The sequence below is a fragment of the Psychromonas aquatilis genome (assembly GCF_038155185.1).
In the GTDB taxonomy this organism is placed as follows: Bacteria; Pseudomonadota; Gammaproteobacteria; order Enterobacterales; family Psychromonadaceae; genus Psychromonas; species Psychromonas aquatilis.
On the sequence record NZ_JBAKAZ010000059.1, the window covers coordinates 1 to 18201 of the forward strand.

Here is an 18201-nt window from a genome sequence, read left to right on the forward strand (position 1 = left end):
TAACCTTTTAACCTTTTAACCTTTTAACCTTTTAACCTTTTAACCTTTTAACCTTCAACGATGTACTCTACTTCCCAATATTGACTAATAACATCTTATTCATTTCTAACAATGCCTTGCGTAATGCTGATTTCGCTTCATCATCACCATGTACTATGATCACCTCTTTGGGCTGCTTACGAATGCGCTTTATAAAATTAACTAGATTGGTCTGGTCGGCATGAGCTGAGTAACCGGATATGGTATGTACGCCTGCATTTATCGTGAGCTTTTCACCATCGATATACACATAACCACCACTTGGTCCATACTGTTGAATCTGGCGACCCAAAGTACCTTTGGCTTGGTAGCCTACAAACAACACATCCGCTGTAGGTTCACTAATAAAACGCTTCAAATAATTCACTACTCGTCCGCCACTACACATCCCACTCGCGGCAATCACAATGGCAGGTTTATCTCGCTTAGCTAAATACTCTACAACCTGCATATGCTCTTGATGCGCATCAACCGTATACAAACTCTCAAAGCTTAATGGTTGTCTGCCCTGCTTAACGCGTCGTTTCGCTTCTGCATCCCATAGGCTCTGAAAGTGTTGATAGTGCTCAGTAAATTTAGCCGCCATCGGTGAATCAACTATTACCTCAATATCCGCTAACTTTTTAAACTTCGCTGTAGCGGTGATCTGCTCTAACTCATAAAGTAACTCCTGCGTACGCCCAATACTAAATGCTGGAATTATCACCACACCATTATCACTAATCGCTTTAATTAATACCGCCTCTAAACTTTTAGCGCGATCTCGTCGCCCTTGATGGTCTTTATCACCGTAAGTACTTTCAATTACCACAATATCCGCTTTATACGGGCTTTTAGGAGAAGCCAATAAAGGAGAATAGGTTGCGCCGAGATCACCTGAAAAAACCACCCGTTGAGCAGCTTGTTCAAAGACCTTCACATCAATTTCAATATAAGCAGAGCCAAGAATATGCCCTGCAGGCTGGAATTTAATCTTAATTCGACTAGCGCCTATTAAGTTTAGCTCAAACCACTGTCTATAAGGTATAGCGACCAATTGCCCTTTTAAACGCGCGAGGCAAGCATTAATGATCGACTGATTACGAGTCACACCAACTTTCAAGGCATCTTCAATTACCATAGGAAGCAAAGCTGCCGTTGCTTCAGTAGCAATAATCGGCCCGCTAAAGCCAGCTGCTAGCAAGTAAGGCAAGCGCCCAACATGGTCGATATGACAATGCGTCACCAACAACGCCTGTACGCTACTAATATCAAACTCGATCGACAGTAAATCATCGTCGTCTCGTCCAGAGGTTTCAGCCCCCTGAAACAAACCGCAATCCACCAGCACACTGTTTTCATTATCGATAATAAGTTGGTGACAAGACCCAGTCACCCCATTAACCGCACCATGATGAATAATTTCCATAACCACCTCCTCAATAACCCTCGTTATAACTGTAGAAGTAATTAAAAGAAATAACTCAGTCCAACACGACTATTTACAAAAAAATACCGCGCCCCGAAGTCAAACAAGGGTCCATGAAAAGTGTGGTAGAGCCTACCTCTGGGGCGGTGGGCGAATTAAGCGCCAGCTTAGTCTCATGAGCGGAGGAGCTCTGCGACTCCTTTTTTTAGCCTCCCTGCTTGCGTCAAAAGAAAAAAATAGAACAAATGTCATCGAAGAAAATGCAACAAGGTAACGAGCGAAGTACTCCCTTTCATCCACGACATCTACAACGGAAGCTAAAGCCACCGCCCCTAGATTCATAGAAAGAGGGAACTAATAGCTAAGTGTGTTCTTTTATTTATACGAAAGTAAACGGCGTTTTATTTTTTCCAAATGGCTTTCTTGATTGGTATCTGTTGGCTTATCGCTTTCAGCTCGGCTAGATTGAATCAATACCTTATTGAGTTGTTTTGTAAATTGGGGCTGATAAGGATTAAAATAATATGCTGCTTTTGCAAAAGATAATGCGTTTTCAAGATCATTTAACTCTTGAAAGTAACACGACATTTCATAACAAACCTTGCCACGTTTACCTGGATGAATAGTAAAATTTTTAATACGACGGAGTAAAGATTCGCCTAATAATAGACTCTTATCCTGAGGCTGAGGCTCTACATCAAATACATCATAAATAAAGGTATTATCAACAACTAAGTTAGGAAGCGCTAACAATAAATTCCTTAGTTGATGATAAAAATCTTTATCAATTTTTTTAATATATTCAGAAATTTCCTTTAACGTATCAAAGCTAGCCTCTTGTTTTAAATAAGGTTTTGCAGAGTTAGCCTTAAATATCTTTAATAAAGGAACTAAATTGGCCTGCTCATACTCTTTAATAAACAACTCCATTTTTGAACAGCTTTCATGGTTTAATGCAGCAAATTGATCACTTTCCATTAAAGAATATTCAAAAATACCAATATCACACCCTTGTAAAATAGCATCTAACCGAGAATCTAATTTAGCTAGATCAAAGTTATTTAACAAACGTTTAAGCTCTAGCGCCCCGAATGTAAAAGAGCGATTAACTCGCCTATCTTCTATTTCACACTCTAAATTTAAAACGCTCAATAGGTCAGAAATAATACTCCCCCCAACCATCAAGTCTTTATGGTAAGGTCTTAAATACACTTGTGAAGAGTCAATAACTTTAAAAATATTTGGTAAAGCCTTCCATAAATAACTATCAAACTGAGCTGGAGCAGAAAATTTTTGCGTCTGGGCATTTCGTTTAATACTTTGGTTATAATTGGACTCTAATAATTCCACTGGATTACGAATATAAGCCACGAATTCAGCGTGAGGAATTAACTTATGTATAGCAACAATATGTAAAAAGAAAAACTCAGAAGAGAGTAATAAGACAGAGCACTTACTACGTTCAAAACTAGCTAACAAATCATTCACTTTTTGAACATCAACTTCCCAACGCCCTCCCTCTTGAGAAGTAAGTATAGCGTCTCTATTACCTGAGCTAATGTTCTCTTTAGACAACTTATATTTAGGAAAAAATATCCCATTATTAGATAAAAAATCAACATGGCCAATTAACCAAGCTTGTATAGCAGAAGTACCGGTTTTTCCTGGGCCTGCATGTACCACAACCCTTTTTTGTATTTTATTCTTCATCAGTGTAAATATTCTCTATTTATAATTAGCTACTATTTATTAGCTACTTTGTTATCTAACTAGTTAACATAGAAATAAGTTGGAAATTGCTCAGAAAAATCTTCAGAGATCATTGTTAACCATGGACTATATGCAGGATCAATATAATTATCAACTTGCCATGTTCTTTGCATATACTCAACTTCGGATAAGTAACGCTGATGCTCTTCTAATTGATAATCACAAGGCCGACTTACCGACTCATGATGGTATAACTCAATATAAGGAGACCATATATTATCAAAGCCCGCTGCCTTGACCTTAAGACAAAAATCAACATCATTATAAGCCACCGCTAATGACCTTTCATTTAATCCATTGACCTTATTATAAACAGACTTACGTACGCCTAAACAAGCAGCCGTCACAGCCGTATAATTTTGTACTAACTTTAAACGCTGCATATAACCATCATCGGAACGCTGGTATAGTTTATGACTATGCCCTGCACAACGTCCCAGCCCAACAATCACACCGGCATGCTGAACTGTGTCATTAGCATAATATAACTTAGCGCCAACACAACCAATAGACGGTCTCATTAATTGAGCCACCATTTCAGTTAACCATAGAGAAGAAATCACCTCAACATCATTATTTAATAAGACTAATAACTCCCCTTTTGCCTGCTTAACAGCAAAGTTATTAATGGCTGAATAATTAAACTTTGCATCGTATTTCAGTAATCGTACTTTTTTTTCTGCGACTAACTCATTAAAGTAACTTAATGCCAGTTGATCATCAGATTGATTATCAACTAATAACACTTCAAAGTTTGTATACAAAGTTTTATCATATAACGTATCAATACATTGCTTAACCAACTCTTTTCCGTTTTTAGTAGGAATAATAATAGACACAAGAGGCGCTATTTCAGGTAATGGCCAATTAAGCTTATAACTCCCTTCTATTAAGCCCTTTTCAGCTATCACACCTTGCTTTGCTAAATGCGTATTAACTGCCAATATATCTGACTCATCCGTCAAATTAAGTGGTGTATTTAACTGATGATACAAAGTAAGTGCAATATGTTGAACATTCAAAAGACTTACTTCACGTAAATAGAGTAAACGTTGATAATGTGATTTGAATTGCAACCAATGTGAAAGTTCATTAAACAAGCTTAAGCGATACAAGGTCAAACACCCCATATAAAAAGTAGAATAAGCAAGTTCACTATTCCATTGGGATTTATATTGCGGTGTATTATATTTTCCGGATTTATTAATAACATCATGATCACAATAAATCAGATCGGTGCCGGACTGAATATAGTGCACGAATGCCTTTAATGCATGAGGATGTAAACAATCTCCCGCATACACTTCTCCTATGTACATATCATCAACAGAAGAAATATGAGATTGAATCACAATACGCTCATCCATCCCCTCAACTTCTTTGTGCACATGCTCAGGAACAATAACTAACCAATTTTGATAACTCTGTAATAAAACACTTTTAATTGTTTCTTTAATAACAGAATAGTCAGTAACATCGTTGTAATCATTTAAGGTAAGCAGAATAGTTAACGGCGACGATTTAATCTCAAGTGCAGCTAATATTTTATTTTGTGTCGGTGTTATTAACTTTTCAGGTTTATCAAGATCACGTGGTAAATCAGTAAAATAGCGTTGATATAAATTAACGAAAAAAGGAATGTTCCGAAGCTTTTGTCGGATAGGATTAATCAAGGAGTGATTTAAGTATTTTTTCATATTCTGTCAAAAATAACACATCAGCTAAACTATTCGTAGGGCAATTTGATAATTGAGCCAAGTTATTTATATTCACCCTACATAAGTATTTAAAATCTGGTTTACGCTTTTTGTTAGGTATTTCAGACCTCCACATTTCCTGCTTTCAGTACGTTTAAAGTATTTATGCAAACTGTTTATCCCCTAAAACACTTGGTTCGAAATATGACCTCAGAGCTAATTCCCTTTCCTTCTTCAACAAAGATAGAGTTTACATATCTCACCTAATAAATTTAGAAACACCTGAAAGATAGATTTTTCTAAATAAAGAGCTTTCGCTGATTGCCTCAAGAAGTAAGAAGTAACATGATATAAAGCACCAGCAAGCTCCAAACGTAGCGGCCTAGTACTAACCATAGGTATTAATGAAAAAACATATAATAAGTGCAGACCCTAATCAGAAGGAAGGGCAGATTCAAGACCTGCCCCCGTTGGTTTTCTACTTTGTTAAACCTTATATTTATGATGTTCTGATGATAATACCGACTTATTACTATTACCTAAACACACTTCAGCAAGTCTAATATCATCAACAAAATGTTTAAATTTATCTGTAAGCATATCCATTGCAACGTTATCGAAATGCGCCCAAGGTGTATTACCATACTTAACATGCTTTTCAACCATTAACCCGCCAGCAGCAATGGACAGTTGGCAACATAAAGAACCAATATCATGACTTGAATAACCAGGTATGATTTTACTATGTTTTTTACTTAAGTCATGATAATGCCTTACAACAGCAACATTCGCATCCTCATTAATAGTCGGGTATGAAGATACACATTGTAATAGATACAAATGACGGCAATTTTTAAACTCTTCAAGAATGAAGTCTTCATATGTGCTATCTGTCATGCCGGTAGAAAGTACAACATCACCTTTAAAATCCGCAGCTACTTCTTTCAAAAAATCAGTATGCTCGGAAATAGTAGATGGTAATTTAACTAACTCAGGGTTAAATTTTTTCATGTATAAATAAGATGGTAAATCTAATACTGATGCAAACCATTTTATTCCGTATTCATTACACCACTGCTCTACTAAGCGAAATCCAAAATCATCAAGCTCCAAACCATGTCTGTAATCTCTAAAGGTTTCACCAAATGGAGAATGATAAGGCGCAATTAGTTGCTCTTCTGTATAAAAGCTTTCAACATCTCGTTTTTGAAGTTTAATATAGTCAGCACCGGATTCTGCTGCGGCCTTAATCATTTTTTTCAACAACTCTAAATCACCAAAGTGATTAGTGGTAATTTCAGCTACTACTTTTACATTATAGTTCTCGCTTGGCTTAACAGTTAACTTAGACGGTTTGTCGACAGCTTTTAAGCTCGGTAAGCTCCCATCAAATAGTGCATTAAACTTGTTAACATTGTAAGTGCTGAACGTTTTGCTACCAATGTGATTCACTTCAATAGACAAATCAGCTTTATGTGACAACAAAAGGCTTAGATAAGCTTGTTGGCTTTCAAATAAGTTCTCAATATAATTTTCATCACCGAAAGGTACCGCACTATCTGTTTTATTTGCAAAACCACTTTTAATTGAAAAATCAAAACCTAATAAAAAAACAGGCACTTTAGTTCGAATATTATCAGCGATTAAATTTGCAATTTTTAAAACTGAAATAATAGTTGCATCTTCTAAATAAAAGCCGTTATCAAAAAATCGCTCTTGTATTGGAGTTATATTTTCAGGATTTTCATGAGTATGTTCAACAGTGATAAAACGGGGATCATCTAAAGGTTTAGAAGTTATGTACAGACTACATAGTCCTTTATTTGAGACTAAATAATCTTTAACCCAATCTAAATGATAGAGACAGATATCACCCGCATAAATTTTTTCTGAATCATTAATATTAATAACAAAAAAGTCATTTAGAACATTTAGATCAATATTATCAAGTGATGGCCCTTTACCTATTACTGCGATTTTAGACTTGCCAGAAAGTTTAAATAAACTGTAAACAGTGTCAAAATTAGTCATTATCAATTATGCCTCTACTACTATTTTATATTTTTGAGTGGGGAAAAGCAGTTGACCTTCATAAGGTAAACCATCAACATGAACTTTACAGCCATGCTCTAAACCTAAATTTAGACCGGGTAATATATCCCAGCAATTAGCACCTTTCTTGTTCTCATAACGCGCGTAACTTCCTTTAACTGCACTTAGCATGTTATACATAGAACAACCAATTATCCTATATTCAAAAGCACTAGGTAACTGTTCTAAATCTTGCTTACTTAGAGAGGAGGATAACCCGTGTATTCTTGATTCAAATCGTTCTAGACTCGCCCCTGAAATAGCAACTTCATTTAATTCTGGTAAATAGATGCAAGACTCTTGATGTTGGCCATCAGTATAAATAGAAATGCCAATTCCCCATTCTCGAAGACCACTAACAAAATTTTCCGTGCCATCAATAGGATCTATAACAATATAAGACCCTTTATGGTCCCAGACGCTATCTTTTTCAGAGACAAGCTCTTCTGAAATAATATGATGTTTGGGCAAGTTTTTATTACAAAATCCTAAAATAATATCCTGAACAAGTAGGTCTCCTTTAGAAACGAAACTTTCATCTTCTTTTTTTATTTTATTGTTTCTTAACTTTAAAATGTCATCAAGAGACTCTTTGATCAAAGCAACCAAATCAACTAAACACATACATATCCTTATAAATTAACACAATAGAACAATTACTATTAATCATGCTGATTGTAATAATATTTTATATTTTTTTGTTGGAAATAGTATCTGCCCCGTATAGACTTCACCATCAACAAATGCTCCAACACCATGTTCAAGCGCTAAATTCAAACCCGGTAATATATCCCAACAAGCAACTGCTTTTACGTTTTCAAAACTGGCAAAACTACCTTTTATTGCGCTTAACATATTGTACATAGAGCAACCAACAATTCGATACTCAAACCCTTCAGGCAATTGTTCAAGATCTTGTTTAGTTAATGATGAAGACAGACCTCGAATTCTAGATGTAAACTTTTTAATAGGCATACCCGTTATTTGCACCTGATCCAGTTCAGGCAAATAAATACATGACTCTACATGTTTTCCTTCTGTATAAATTGAAATGCCTACACCCCATTCGATCAGCCCAGAAACAAAGTTCTCAGTACCATCAATAGGATCAAGTACAACGTAAGAACCTTTCTCATTCCATTCCTCCTTAAACGGAGCCATTTCTTCAGAAATCAGTTGGTGGAAAGGTAATATAACTTTTAATCTTTCATAAACTATATTTTGAACTAAAACGTCACCTTCTGAAACATAAGTTCCATCAGACTTCATAGTAATTTTATCCCTTAGGCTATAAACCTCTTCAAGTTGTATACGTATTTCGTTAACAATTTCTGCGCAAAAATTCATTTTTCACCTTAATCTTAAACAGTTCAACTTAGATATCTAATGAAGCCGCAATTGCATTTGCTATTTCAAAATCAATTGGTTCATTAATATCGATTGCTTCTATTTTGGAAACAGAAACTAAAAAGGGTTTATCTCCAATTCTCCTATTTTGTTTTACTAAGTCTTGTGTATAAACATATAGTCCCGTTGTTTCTATAAAAAATGGCGATAAGTCTTGAGTCCTAGGAATAGTACATACATCATAATTATGAGGTTTGTTATCTAACCATAAAAAATCTTGCTTCGCTTCTACCGTTAAAGCAGAATCAAACCCTTCTTCTGAAACAGCTTTAACCGCAGAATTAATAGAATTGACAGAAATGAAAGGCGCAGTAGCATGAGTTAGAATATAATTACTAGCTGGAACATCGTTTGCAAATGCCGTCATTACTTCATTGATTTTTGTAGAGTCTAAGTCTAAGTTAGCACTTCTTTTCAAAAATTTAACACCTTCAGGTAAGAAGCCTTTAACTTTCTCTGTACTACAATAAACATAAATTTCATCTATATGTTCAGCTTTCAGGAGAGAATTTAAAATATAAGAAATTAAAGGTTTTCCATTATCAAACTCTTTAGTATTTTTACCTGGCAAACGCTCATTGTTCATTTTTATAGGCACAAATGCGACATTTTTTATCATTATATTTCCTTATTTTTTGTATTTTGAATACCTTGTTCTATTTCAACTTTTAACTGACTAACCTTTTTTTTGATAACTGGCCCTGTTGGCCTTTGCTCTAAAGCTTTGCACATCAGGGTATAAGCCATTTCTTTATCTCCCAACGCTTCAAAAGCCAAAGCAATATCTCTCAATGCATCAGCTGGTTTAGTAGTATCTGAAAAACTCAAATTACCAAAAACTAATTTACTATTCATTTTTTGAGTTGGCTCATTTAGTTGTTTTTTATTTCCTATTACTTTCATTAATAAATTAAAGATAACCTGCCAGGATATGGAATATGAATTTACCATTATTACTTTTGATTGTTGTGAAATTATTTTATTTTTTGGTACTAAGTAAACATTATCATTGTAGATTTTTTTGAATGTATTCAATACTCCATTACCATGTATTACACCTTTTATATTAGAAAACAATAACGGCACCATACAACCTGTCCCACTATTAGCAATAAAGCAATCACAATTATTTGCATAAGAGACTTTTGACATATAACCTTTATTAATTAAATTTATAAAATTAATATCTTCATTAGAGGTGAATTTTTCTCTGATAAGATCATAAACTTCATTATCTTCGATATTAAAAGAACTATCGTTAACATAATTTGTCCAACCATCGACTATAATGGTAATTGAACTGTACATATCAGATAAATTTTTAATGATTTCTATATAGCCATCAACCTGCTCGACCCAAGAACGCTTTTGACCCGTAATACCGATCCATAAAGTAAAATCACTTTTAAGGTGCTTCACTTCTGCATTATTTTTTAAAAAATCATGCATTTTTTTTGCATCATTATCATGGTAATTGCCAGGTAACGTACAAGGGAAAAAGTAACAACCCGGCTTAACTATTGATTTAAAAGACATTGATGGAGTTTGTGAATAAAAACATGTTTCATCAGTAAAACAATAGTCATCTATATTTTTAAATGAAGATAATTTAAAATAATTAACAAATTGATCATAAAAATAATGGTAAGGTCGACACTGAGAAAAAATCAACCCATCTACTTGATTTGAGTTTGAGGTTAAATTAAAAACAAGTTTTTTAGTGTCAATCAATTGCTTAACCTTCAATACATCAGGCATATCTCTAGGGTTAAAAAACTCTTTATTTGACAAATAATAACCATCAATTAATTTCGTCACCTGAATATAATACCAGTGGTTATTTAAGTGCTCATCAGAAAAGAGTATAACATTTGCCATTCCTACTCTTTTACTAGCCCTTGGAAAGGTTTCGACATCAAGTGAAGGGTGCTTAATTGAAACCGAACCTTCACCGAGAAGCTGTAGTAAAAAACGTACTGCTTCGCGATTCTTAGCTGCAAACAAATATTCTATCGTAATCATATTACCTCTATTACAAAATAAAAATTTAGAAAAAACTTAAGTTATCAGTATAATTATTCCCTTATTTACAATGTTTATAAACATTGTGCAGAGATTCATTAGCTTTAATACCCAAAGCCCAATCTGTGGAAATAATACGCTTTCTTACTGGATCCCATATTGTTTCTTCATATAACTTAAATCCATGTATATCTAGCAGAAAGGCGATCTTTATCATGAGTAAAAGTATTACATACAATGTCTTTTTCTATACGATTTTTTGTATTTATCAGATATTGCTTTTTATAATCAAGAGAGTTGAGAAACTGTATAAATTCGCTACGCTGCGTCTTATTTGAACTAACTTGGTCAAAATGACGCAGCATAGGGGCGATTTCTAAACGAATTGACTCATTCACCTTATTTTCTTTTTTATCATCAGTATCAACATCAACACCTATGTTTTTGAAAAATAAACTAACAAAATTTTGTTTATCTTTATCGTAGTCCATCAGGTAAACATTCTCGTCACCAATGTGTTTTGACCAATGATTCACTAATAAAGGCATTCTAATTTGAGTTAACTCTCGCTCACAAAACATAAACATATTTTCTTTAGCAGGAATTCCCCAGTTCACTTTTACTGCTTGTAAAAAAGCTGATAGTAAATAGTCAGTATAATTTCTAACAGCCACTACCACCTTCATTTCAATTCCTTGTTCTTGAGCTTGAGTCAACATCAATTCAATATGTTTAGGGTTATCTCTGATCAGAAATTCACTTGAGATGACAGTGCTACTATTTCTGTTTGCAGCGAATGTTAAAAGCTCTCTCCATTGTTCTTCAAATTTATCTTTTGAAAATTCAGGGTGATTAGATGCCAAATGATTATGCGCCCCCCCAAAAACACCGTAAGGTGAAAAACAAGCTTGGTCATTATCATCCGTAGCTAATTTTAGGCCAATATTTTGTATTGCACTGGTCGCTGTCTTGCCGATCCCAGGATGAAAAATAATCGTTTTTGGTTGGTTTAGATTTATATTCATATTTTAAAATTACTCGCCTAAGAATGGGAAGCGGCCGAACTGACTGATCAGCGGTCCCCATTTTAAAATTTGTTGTTCGTTTAATGCATTGCCATTGCTAAATGGGTCATCCCAACCTGCGGCTTGCCATTTATCCATTGGATTCAAAATATGCAAATTGGTTAGCCCAAAATCGCCAGGTATTTGTGCATCGGCCACGGCATTATCACCAATATGAACAAATGAGCCTTTATCTACTAAATGCTCTTTCATATAAGCCCACATAGTACCACTGTCTTTTCTTAACCCAAGCTCAGATGAAACAAATAGTTTATACCCATTGGTGACACCCGCTTTGCGCAGCATCATTACAATTTGGTGCTCTGAATAATACGTATCGGAAATAATATAAATAGATTTTCCACGACCGATTAACGTATTTAATATGTCGACTACTTCATCTTTACTGCGGATCATATCTAGGTCGTAAGCAAACTCTAATTCAGAATAATGTATTGAGGTTTGTTCGTCCCACCCTTGGCTTTTACCCAATTGCTGATAAGTTTCAATGATAGAAACATCGCCTTTAAAGTTCTTCGCTTTACGTACTTCAAACTCAGCTTGATTTCGTAACTTAATAAAATCATGCGCATCATCGACTACACCTTGCTCCACTAGACGCTGACCGAGTTTTAATTTTGCATAATCTGGCACATAATGAGTACGGCGTACTAGCGTGTCAAACACATCGAATGAAATAATATCAAACATTTGAATTTTATGTAGTAGCTGTTCTTGGCTACTAATATAATTAGCAAAAATATGGCTTTTATCTTCAGTAAAACGGCCTAGTTCAGGGTAATAGAATAGTTGCTTAAAGCCATTACGCTCTGCCAATAACCCTAAACATCTCTCTAACGCATGAAGTTCAGAACCATCATTAGGTAAAGGCTCAGCAGGAAAGTCTTCGTATTTATATTCTTTATCAAGCAATTGCTTTAGTGCATCTGGCTTAGCCCAAAACATACCACCCGCAGGGTACGCAATAAAATCTGAATTATCTTTTATATCCCATTCTTCAAAAAATCTACTTTTAAAGGGTTTGTTTTTTAACCAATGATTAACCCAGTCTGGCATCATCATAAATGAGGTCGGATAGTAAATACCAAACTCTTTATCTTTTGTCATATGTGTGATTGCTTTACCAATAACATTCGCATCATTTAATAAAAATTCACCTAAATAATCTGCCCATTGCGTTTGTGGGCGACCTGAATAGAGTGATTTTTTAGAATGTAAATGACAAAATAAATCATAGTTTAAAAGCTGTTGACCAAACTCTACCAACATCGGCCCAAAGTTTCGTCCTCGATTTGGAACTGCAACGACTTCGATATTATTAACCGTTTCTAATGAACCTAGCTTTTCAACGGCAACCGTTTTCAAAGCAACATCACTGACCGAAATAAATAGATCAACATTTACGGGAAAATGAGATAAACATTGTTGGTAATAATCGAAGAAATCCGCATAGAAAACATGTAAGCACACAGCAACTTTTTGCTTTTTAACCAGCTCAAGATCAAAATCAGTGTTTAACTTATCTGTTGGTTCCCAACGAGGGCTAAAGGGATTATTAATTCTCCCCTCATCAATTCCAGAGCTAATATAATGTTCAAGCGGGCTACTTCCAAAGTGATAAACATCAAGATTATTTTTTAAATAATCCCAGTTATTAAAAGCGGGACTTGGACTAACGCTAGAAAAGCGGCTCTTATTAAGGTAATCATTAAATGCAGAAGTTTCAGAATCAAATGGTTTATCTTGCACATCGCAATACCATTCAAAATCAAAAAGTCCATGCTTTTTAGCATCATTTAATAAATCAGGGTTATTGGACATTGTTGTCGACACGTGAACTTCCATACTTTGTTTGCTTTGTTCTGATTGCTCGTCAGATGGTTTAATTAACTGGTTTTCCATCTTCAATGCAGTCTGCATTAATTTAGGGTTATTTTTTATCGCATTCCCTACAAAAGGAATACGCTTAATCAGTAATCGATAATTCATAATTTAAGTCCAAAAAAGTCCAAACCATTAATCGTACCTTCGCTTGCAATATCATCATCAATAGTGAAAAGCGGCCAGCTATCACGTGGTAACATGCCTTTTTTTGTCACGAAAGTGCTGTACAGTTTTTCCACCTCTTGAGCAGAAAAACTAACACCATCTGATAAGTATTGCTGCATTTGCTTAATCGCACCTTGGCATACTTGCTCTAGCAAATGAAACTGATGCTGAGAAACCACTTTACGGCCATAATAAATATCAAAAGTATCTTTTTTTAGCGGGCTTAAGCGGATATCTTGAAATTGCCCAACAGGCGCAGTGAGTAATGCCTCTAAAAACATTGAGCGGTCTAAAGGAATATATCCTCCTCCCATCTTAACTCCTTCCTTTAAGTACCCCGCCATCGTCACATTTTTTTCTTCGATACTATGCACCCCAGGTTTAGAAGCAATTAAATAATGGCCTTTTGTATTCTTTTTAAACAAAATAGTTAATAAGGTTTGAATGGTGCCACTATAGCCAAGATCAACAACATGAACCGTCTCTTCTTCAAAAAAGCCAATAGACGTCAAATATTGCTGATAAGCTAAACTAGTTGGTTCGATAATGGGTTTTAACTTTAGTTGCTTTTGTACTAACAAGGTAGAAATTTTTTCAAGATCTTCTGGTAAGGAAATATGTTGTTCTTGTTGTTTATTGGTAAAAACATTGTTTAAACTCACATCGCTTAACATAAAGCGGCTGCGCATTAGTTCATATAAACTTCCTTCAAACTTAAAGTTTAATGAATACGAAAAAGTTTTAGGCTCGGTTAAACCAATTTTGAACAAGAAAGCCCTTGAAACCAACATATATTGGCTCGTATCCTCAATCTTCATCGTTTCACAATAAGCAGAATAAGAACGGCTAAACCAATACCCTTCACGCGCTAAAAAAAACAACCGAGTCTTAGGTGATAAGCTTTCTGATAGTTGCTGATTAAAAAAAGTAAGTGCTGGGGAGATCAATGTCGTCCCTAACTGTTGCAATGATGTAACTGACATAAATTGCTCTTTATAAGAAATAATAAAATAAGAAGTGGTAAAATAAAAAATCATGATGAGATAATTCCCATCAATCTTAATATACTAAGTCAAAAAAATATCTTTACTGAAATTACTCGCTAGCAGTTTCACCCTGGTTTATTAAAGGCTTTTCACGAAACACGCGGCCTTCATTAATACCAAACTGAATATAGTGAAATAATAAGGTCGACTCAAGCTCAGCTAAATCAGGATTTAATGCTAAATAATCGAATGGATTAAAGTGCACATTAGGCGAACGGCTCTCTTTTTCACCATTAATAATGTAGTGTACCAAAGGATTGATCCCCTCTTCTGCAACATCAGGGTTTTTATATAGATAATATTGGCAAGAAAAATAAGGTGATGGGTCTAAGTTAGCTTTCCAACCCACATTGAGAAAATGACTTAACTTATCTTCATATAAATCGGATTCGCTGGCTGGTACTTGATAATACTCTTCATCAAACAAATTAGCATTAGCGATAACATCATACTGCTTCTGTAAGGCTTTTTTTGATAATGCATTATTAGATAATTGATTTATAGCTGATTTAATCGGGTTATTCATATTAATGAACACTCCTTGTTTTAAAATAAGAAAAAATGATAATGACACTCATTTATAGCAGTGAATTTCATTCCATTGAATTTAACACGTTTATTTTATTGTAATAATTATTACAGTATATCCAGCCAAACAGTAACCATCAATATATAACTGAGTTTAAAATCACTTTTTAATGGTTTATTTGTTTATTCTTTATTGCTTATTGCTTATTGCTTCGCTACTCTTGACCCATTTTTTGCTGATATTCAGCAACCTTTTTAACCACCAATTGGCCATTAGGTCTAACGTTTTTTGCTAATAACATTAATGACAAAGATTTTTCAAGATCATGAGACTCTAACTTAATCGCTTCACCAATAATAAAATCGACATCTGCAGGCGTTTTTAAATCACTTAATGACACTTGATTAATATCCAAACGTGGCGAATGCGGCGATTTTATTTTTAAAAACTTAAAAAAGTGGTTAGATAAATTAATTAAACGCTGCGGTTCAAGATTGCTCAATAAACGCTTTGCTTCGTTAACTAACTGTGGTTCTCCTATTAACACAACATCACCATTGGTGATCGATTCCATTAACAGCGCTTTATCTTGCAGTTTCAATGTAATAGCAAACGTCGTTTTCACTTCTAAATCAGCTTTTTTACTTTTAACCGATTGAAATTGTTTATCTAAGCAAATGACAAACCAGCTTTTCTTTAAATCGCTTACGTTAAGCTTAATCACTTGCCCTTCTAATGACTGTAATGACTGATCTTTACAAATATAATTTAAAGCACTACATAAAGCGCGAAGTTGTAAACGCTTAGGGACCAATCTTAATACTGACGATATGATAGCTTTTTTCATAAAAATCCTATTATTAAACTTAGCTCATTAATTTTATACAGAAAAAAGCAAGTTATTAACACCACATTTATTTTTATAAAGCGCAATATCTTGAAGATATAAGTCTTTAACAACCTCGATAAGTTCAGGTGTATATAACGAAGCGGGTGCCGGACACTGACCTTGACGTTTTAATAATGCAATATCAAAAGCTTGCATTTGACTATAATCACCATCACTCAACAACGCATAACCATCAATGCCATGAGCAGTCAAAGGCCTTGCGTCAATAATATCTAAGTTAATTTTTTCTTTTAATGTTTTTTTCACCTTGGGAAAATTTTCTAATGCAAAATAATCAGAATAATTTTCATACAATAAAAAATCAACTTGAGGACACCAATGAATGTCGCTCTTAAACACCTGTGATTGCCTTAAAGATAAAACAAAATCAGTAAAGGTTAAATCATCTAACTCAATACGGCGCTCCAACAAATCTCTATAAGCCCAAGCTGGCGGTTCTTTTGCGACAAACTTATCTAAAAAAACACTGGCTAAGCGCCTAAACGGACAACGTAAAATAACAAATTGATAATTTGCTTTAACAGCCTCAGCCAACGTAGGATTAAAGGTATGATTATTTTTATGTATCCAGTGGCCTTGCTCAATATCATCAATACAACCATTCGCGACAGCCACAGATAAGCGCAAGGTCGAGCAGCCATTTTTAGGGATAAAACTATAAACAGCATTAGCCTTAAACAGCTGTAGTGCATGATTCATGGCAAATTGGTGCTTAGTGTTTTCTTGTAAAGGGGATTGATTAAATGAAGCGTATTTAAACTTTGTCATAATGTCATCCTTTAACTTAGTTAAGTCCTTCTTTTTGCCACTTTCTTACTAACACGGGAGTAATGCAGCTTAAAATAATCACCAACTTCTTTCAATGTATACCCGCCAGATAAATAAGCTGCACATATTGCATCGTCACGTTTTTCATTTAATTGGACATACTTTGCCAGTGATAAAGCGGCTTTATGCTTTTACTTTTTAGGAATTTCAGCCCCCACAGTTTATGCTTACAATAAGTTTAAATTTGTTTGTACAAAGTCATCATCACCTAGAAACACTTGATTCGAGATATTATCCCAAGGACTAATCCCCTTTCCCGCTTCAACAAATTTTGAAAACGCGTACCTTGACGCTACCTTAGTATTAGCAAATTGTAATAACATGGCATCGATTGCAAACCATGGAGGCACTGGTAACCCCCCCATAGTAAAGTACCAACAGCTGCAAGGCTATTCATCTAAACTATCAACCATTCTAGCGCGTATTGGGTTTAAAATAATATACCGTTTCAATTCTAATAAGTAGGCATCTTTATCAACCAAAATAGCTTTATAGCGACCTTGGAATAGATGTCCAACTCGGTGATATTTTCGGTTAATCAACTGCATATAAATACCATTTAATTACCGTATTCCTTTGCTTAAATTAGCATCAGGCGTTTCAACCAATAAATGATAATGGTTTATCATCAAGCAAAATGAATGAATAATCCAATGATAACATTTACATACCTCCCCTAATAACCCCTGGAACGTCTCAAAATCAGACTTTTCTAAATAAATTGGCTTTCGTTCATTCCGTCGAGAAGTAACATGATATAAAGCACCTGCAAACTCCAGTCGTAACGGCCTAGCCATAGCATCACCTATTTATGATAAAACACATAATAAGCTTAGCCACAATCAGAATAAAGACAAAAAGGAGTTGTCACGCATTGTTAAAAAGGACAACAATCAAGACCTAACCACGTTCTTTCCTTATGACACCTTAAAAGCTCAACAAGTGAGGCTGAGAAGCTAAATCACTTAACTCTATTTTGCAAATAACTCACCTATAACTACAGTGTCATCGAACTCAGTTTTAAATAAACCACATAAGACTTTACCTATATATTTTCTAAAACTAGGGAAACTTGAGCCGATAGGTTGATCCCAAAACTTACCTGTTTCTATAACAAATGGCACGATTGATGACCCTTCAATACCCTTATGAGAGACGAAATGTTGTGGTCAACTAATTCTGGACATTAAATTAAGGTTTTCTTCCGCTTTCGCAGGAGAAAATCCGTTGTTATAACTATGTGGTCTACGCAAGTTATAGTAATGCATTAAGTAAGCGCTGATATCCAGCGCTGCTTCTTTAATTGAATGATATCCATTG

The 18201-nt window shown here is 34.7% G+C and carries 18 protein-coding genes; all 18 read right to left on the bottom strand.

All coding sequences use genetic code 11. From position 1 onward, the window contains the following. Positions 1–67: 67 nt before the first annotated feature. The 18 genes from V6256_RS12770 to V6256_RS12855 all read right to left on the bottom strand — a co-directional run bounded on the left by V6256_RS12770 (position 68) and on the right by V6256_RS12855 (position 18005). The gene (locus tag V6256_RS12770; protein ID WP_341598610.1) at positions 68–1447 is read right to left on the bottom strand and encodes an MBL fold metallo-hydrolase RNA specificity domain-containing protein; all 1380 of its coding nucleotides are present in this window, start codon (positions 1445–1447) and stop codon (positions 68–70) included. 375 nt (positions 1448–1822) lie between these two features. Then, a complete protein-coding gene (locus V6256_RS12775; protein WP_341598611.1) occupies positions 1823–3157 on the bottom strand; it encodes a hypothetical protein in 1335 nt (444 codons plus the stop codon). Between the two features lie 59 nt (positions 3158–3216). Continuing rightward, complete coding sequence (locus tag V6256_RS12780) at positions 3217–4914, bottom strand: glycosyltransferase family 2 protein (RefSeq protein WP_341598612.1); 1698 nt, start codon at positions 4912–4914, stop codon at positions 3217–3219. Between the two features lie 486 nt (positions 4915–5400). Next, complete coding sequence (locus V6256_RS12785) at positions 5401–6945, bottom strand: N-acetylneuraminate synthase family protein (RefSeq protein WP_341598613.1); 1545 nt, start codon at positions 6943–6945, stop codon at positions 5401–5403. A gap of 6 nt (positions 6946–6951) precedes the next feature. Further along, positions 6952–7629, bottom strand: coding sequence for an inositol monophosphatase family protein (locus V6256_RS12790; protein WP_341598614.1), 678 nt, complete (start codon positions 7627–7629; stop codon positions 6952–6954). Between the two features lie 42 nt (positions 7630–7671). Continuing rightward, positions 7672–8352, bottom strand: a complete 681-nt coding sequence (locus V6256_RS12795; RefSeq protein ID WP_341598615.1) for an inositol monophosphatase family protein — start codon at positions 8350–8352, stop codon at positions 7672–7674. Positions 8353–8380: 28 nt separating this feature from the next. Continuing rightward, entirely contained in the window at positions 8381–9031 is a 651-nt protein-coding gene (locus V6256_RS12800; RefSeq protein ID WP_341598616.1) for an acylneuraminate cytidylyltransferase family protein, read from the bottom strand. Next, the gene (locus V6256_RS12805; protein ID WP_341598617.1) at positions 9031–10434 is read right to left on the bottom strand and encodes a hypothetical protein; all 1404 of its coding nucleotides are present in this window, start codon (positions 10432–10434) and stop codon (positions 9031–9033) included. The genes V6256_RS12800 and V6256_RS12805 overlap by 1 nt, the downstream gene beginning before the upstream one ends. Positions 10435–10610: 176 nt before the next feature. Next, the gene (locus V6256_RS12810) at positions 10611–11459 is read right to left on the bottom strand and encodes a hypothetical protein (RefSeq protein ID WP_341598618.1); all 849 of its coding nucleotides are present in this window, start codon (positions 11457–11459) and stop codon (positions 10611–10613) included. A gap of 9 nt (positions 11460–11468) precedes the next feature. Then, positions 11469–13508 carry a rhamnan synthesis F family protein gene (locus V6256_RS12815; RefSeq protein WP_341598619.1) on the bottom strand — a complete coding sequence of 680 codons (2040 nt, stop codon included), beginning with the start codon at positions 13506–13508 and terminating at the stop codon, positions 11469–11471. Continuing rightward, positions 13505–14551 carry an HAD family hydrolase gene (locus tag V6256_RS12820; RefSeq protein WP_341598620.1) on the bottom strand — a complete coding sequence of 349 codons (1047 nt, stop codon included), beginning with the start codon at positions 14549–14551 and terminating at the stop codon, positions 13505–13507. The genes V6256_RS12815 and V6256_RS12820 overlap by 4 nt, the downstream gene beginning before the upstream one ends. A gap of 112 nt (positions 14552–14663) precedes the next feature. Then, positions 14664–15140: a hypothetical protein gene (locus tag V6256_RS12825; RefSeq protein ID WP_341598621.1), complete on the bottom strand. Its 477-nt coding sequence runs from the start codon at positions 15138–15140 to the stop codon at positions 14664–14666. A gap of 217 nt (positions 15141–15357) precedes the next feature. Continuing rightward, entirely contained in the window at positions 15358–15990 is a 633-nt protein-coding gene (locus V6256_RS12830; RefSeq protein WP_341598622.1) for an SCP2 sterol-binding domain-containing protein, read from the bottom strand. 33 nt (positions 15991–16023) lie between these two features. Beyond that, a complete protein-coding gene (locus V6256_RS12835) occupies positions 16024–16821 on the bottom strand; it encodes a sulfotransferase family 2 domain-containing protein (RefSeq protein ID WP_341598623.1) in 798 nt (265 codons plus the stop codon). Positions 16822–17048: 227 nt separating this feature from the next. After that, positions 17049–17231 carry a hypothetical protein gene (locus tag V6256_RS12840; protein ID WP_341598624.1) on the bottom strand — a complete coding sequence of 61 codons (183 nt, stop codon included), beginning with the start codon at positions 17229–17231 and terminating at the stop codon, positions 17049–17051. Positions 17232–17270: 39 nt separating this feature from the next. Further along, the gene (locus V6256_RS12845) at positions 17271–17429 is read right to left on the bottom strand and encodes a hypothetical protein (RefSeq protein ID WP_341598625.1); all 159 of its coding nucleotides are present in this window, start codon (positions 17427–17429) and stop codon (positions 17271–17273) included. 15 nt (positions 17430–17444) lie between these two features. Next, on the bottom strand, positions 17445–17678 hold the full coding sequence (locus V6256_RS12850) for a transposase (RefSeq protein ID WP_341598626.1): 234 nt from the start codon (positions 17676–17678) through the stop codon (positions 17445–17447). Positions 17679–17852: 174 nt separating this feature from the next. After that, on the bottom strand, positions 17853–18005 hold the full coding sequence (locus V6256_RS12855; RefSeq protein ID WP_341598627.1) for a hypothetical protein: 153 nt from the start codon (positions 18003–18005) through the stop codon (positions 17853–17855). Positions 18006–18201: the final 196 nt, after the last annotated feature.

Coding starts and splice junctions, on each gene's coding strand:
- V6256_RS12770 (WP_341598610.1), bottom strand. CDS start 1,447: ATGGAAATTATTCATCATGGTGCGGTTAATGGGGTGACTGGGTCTTGT.
- V6256_RS12775 (WP_341598611.1), bottom strand. CDS start 3,157: ATGAAGAATAAAATACAAAAAAGGGTTGTGGTACATGCAGGCCCAGGA.
- V6256_RS12780 (WP_341598612.1), bottom strand. CDS start 4,914: ATGAAAAAATACTTAAATCACTCCTTGATTAATCCTATCCGACAAAAG.
- V6256_RS12785 (WP_341598613.1), bottom strand. CDS start 6,945: ATGACTAATTTTGACACTGTTTACAGTTTATTTAAACTTTCTGGCAAG.
- V6256_RS12790 (WP_341598614.1), bottom strand. CDS start 7,629: ATGTGTTTAGTTGATTTGGTTGCTTTGATCAAAGAGTCTCTTGATGAC.
- V6256_RS12795 (WP_341598615.1), bottom strand. CDS start 8,352: ATGAATTTTTGCGCAGAAATTGTTAACGAAATACGTATACAACTTGAA.
- V6256_RS12800 (WP_341598616.1), bottom strand. CDS start 9,031: ATGATAAAAAATGTCGCATTTGTGCCTATAAAAATGAACAATGAGCGT.
- V6256_RS12805 (WP_341598617.1), bottom strand. CDS start 10,434: ATGATTACGATAGAATATTTGTTTGCAGCTAAGAATCGCGAAGCAGTA.
- V6256_RS12810 (WP_341598618.1), bottom strand. CDS start 11,459: ATGAATATAAATCTAAACCAACCAAAAACGATTATTTTTCATCCTGGG.
- V6256_RS12815 (WP_341598619.1), bottom strand. CDS start 13,508: ATGAATTATCGATTACTGATTAAGCGTATTCCTTTTGTAGGGAATGCG.
- V6256_RS12820 (WP_341598620.1), bottom strand. CDS start 14,551: ATGTCAGTTACATCATTGCAACAGTTAGGGACGACATTGATCTCCCCA.
- V6256_RS12825 (WP_341598621.1), bottom strand. CDS start 15,140: ATGAATAACCCGATTAAATCAGCTATAAATCAATTATCTAATAATGCA.
- V6256_RS12830 (WP_341598622.1), bottom strand. CDS start 15,990: ATGAAAAAAGCTATCATATCGTCAGTATTAAGATTGGTCCCTAAGCGT.
- V6256_RS12835 (WP_341598623.1), bottom strand. CDS start 16,821: ATGACAAAGTTTAAATACGCTTCATTTAATCAATCCCCTTTACAAGAA.
- V6256_RS12845 (WP_341598625.1), bottom strand. CDS start 17,429: ATGCAGTTGATTAACCGAAAATATCACCGAGTTGGACATCTATTCCAA.
- V6256_RS12850 (WP_341598626.1), bottom strand. CDS start 17,678: ATGGCTAGGCCGTTACGACTGGAGTTTGCAGGTGCTTTATATCATGTT.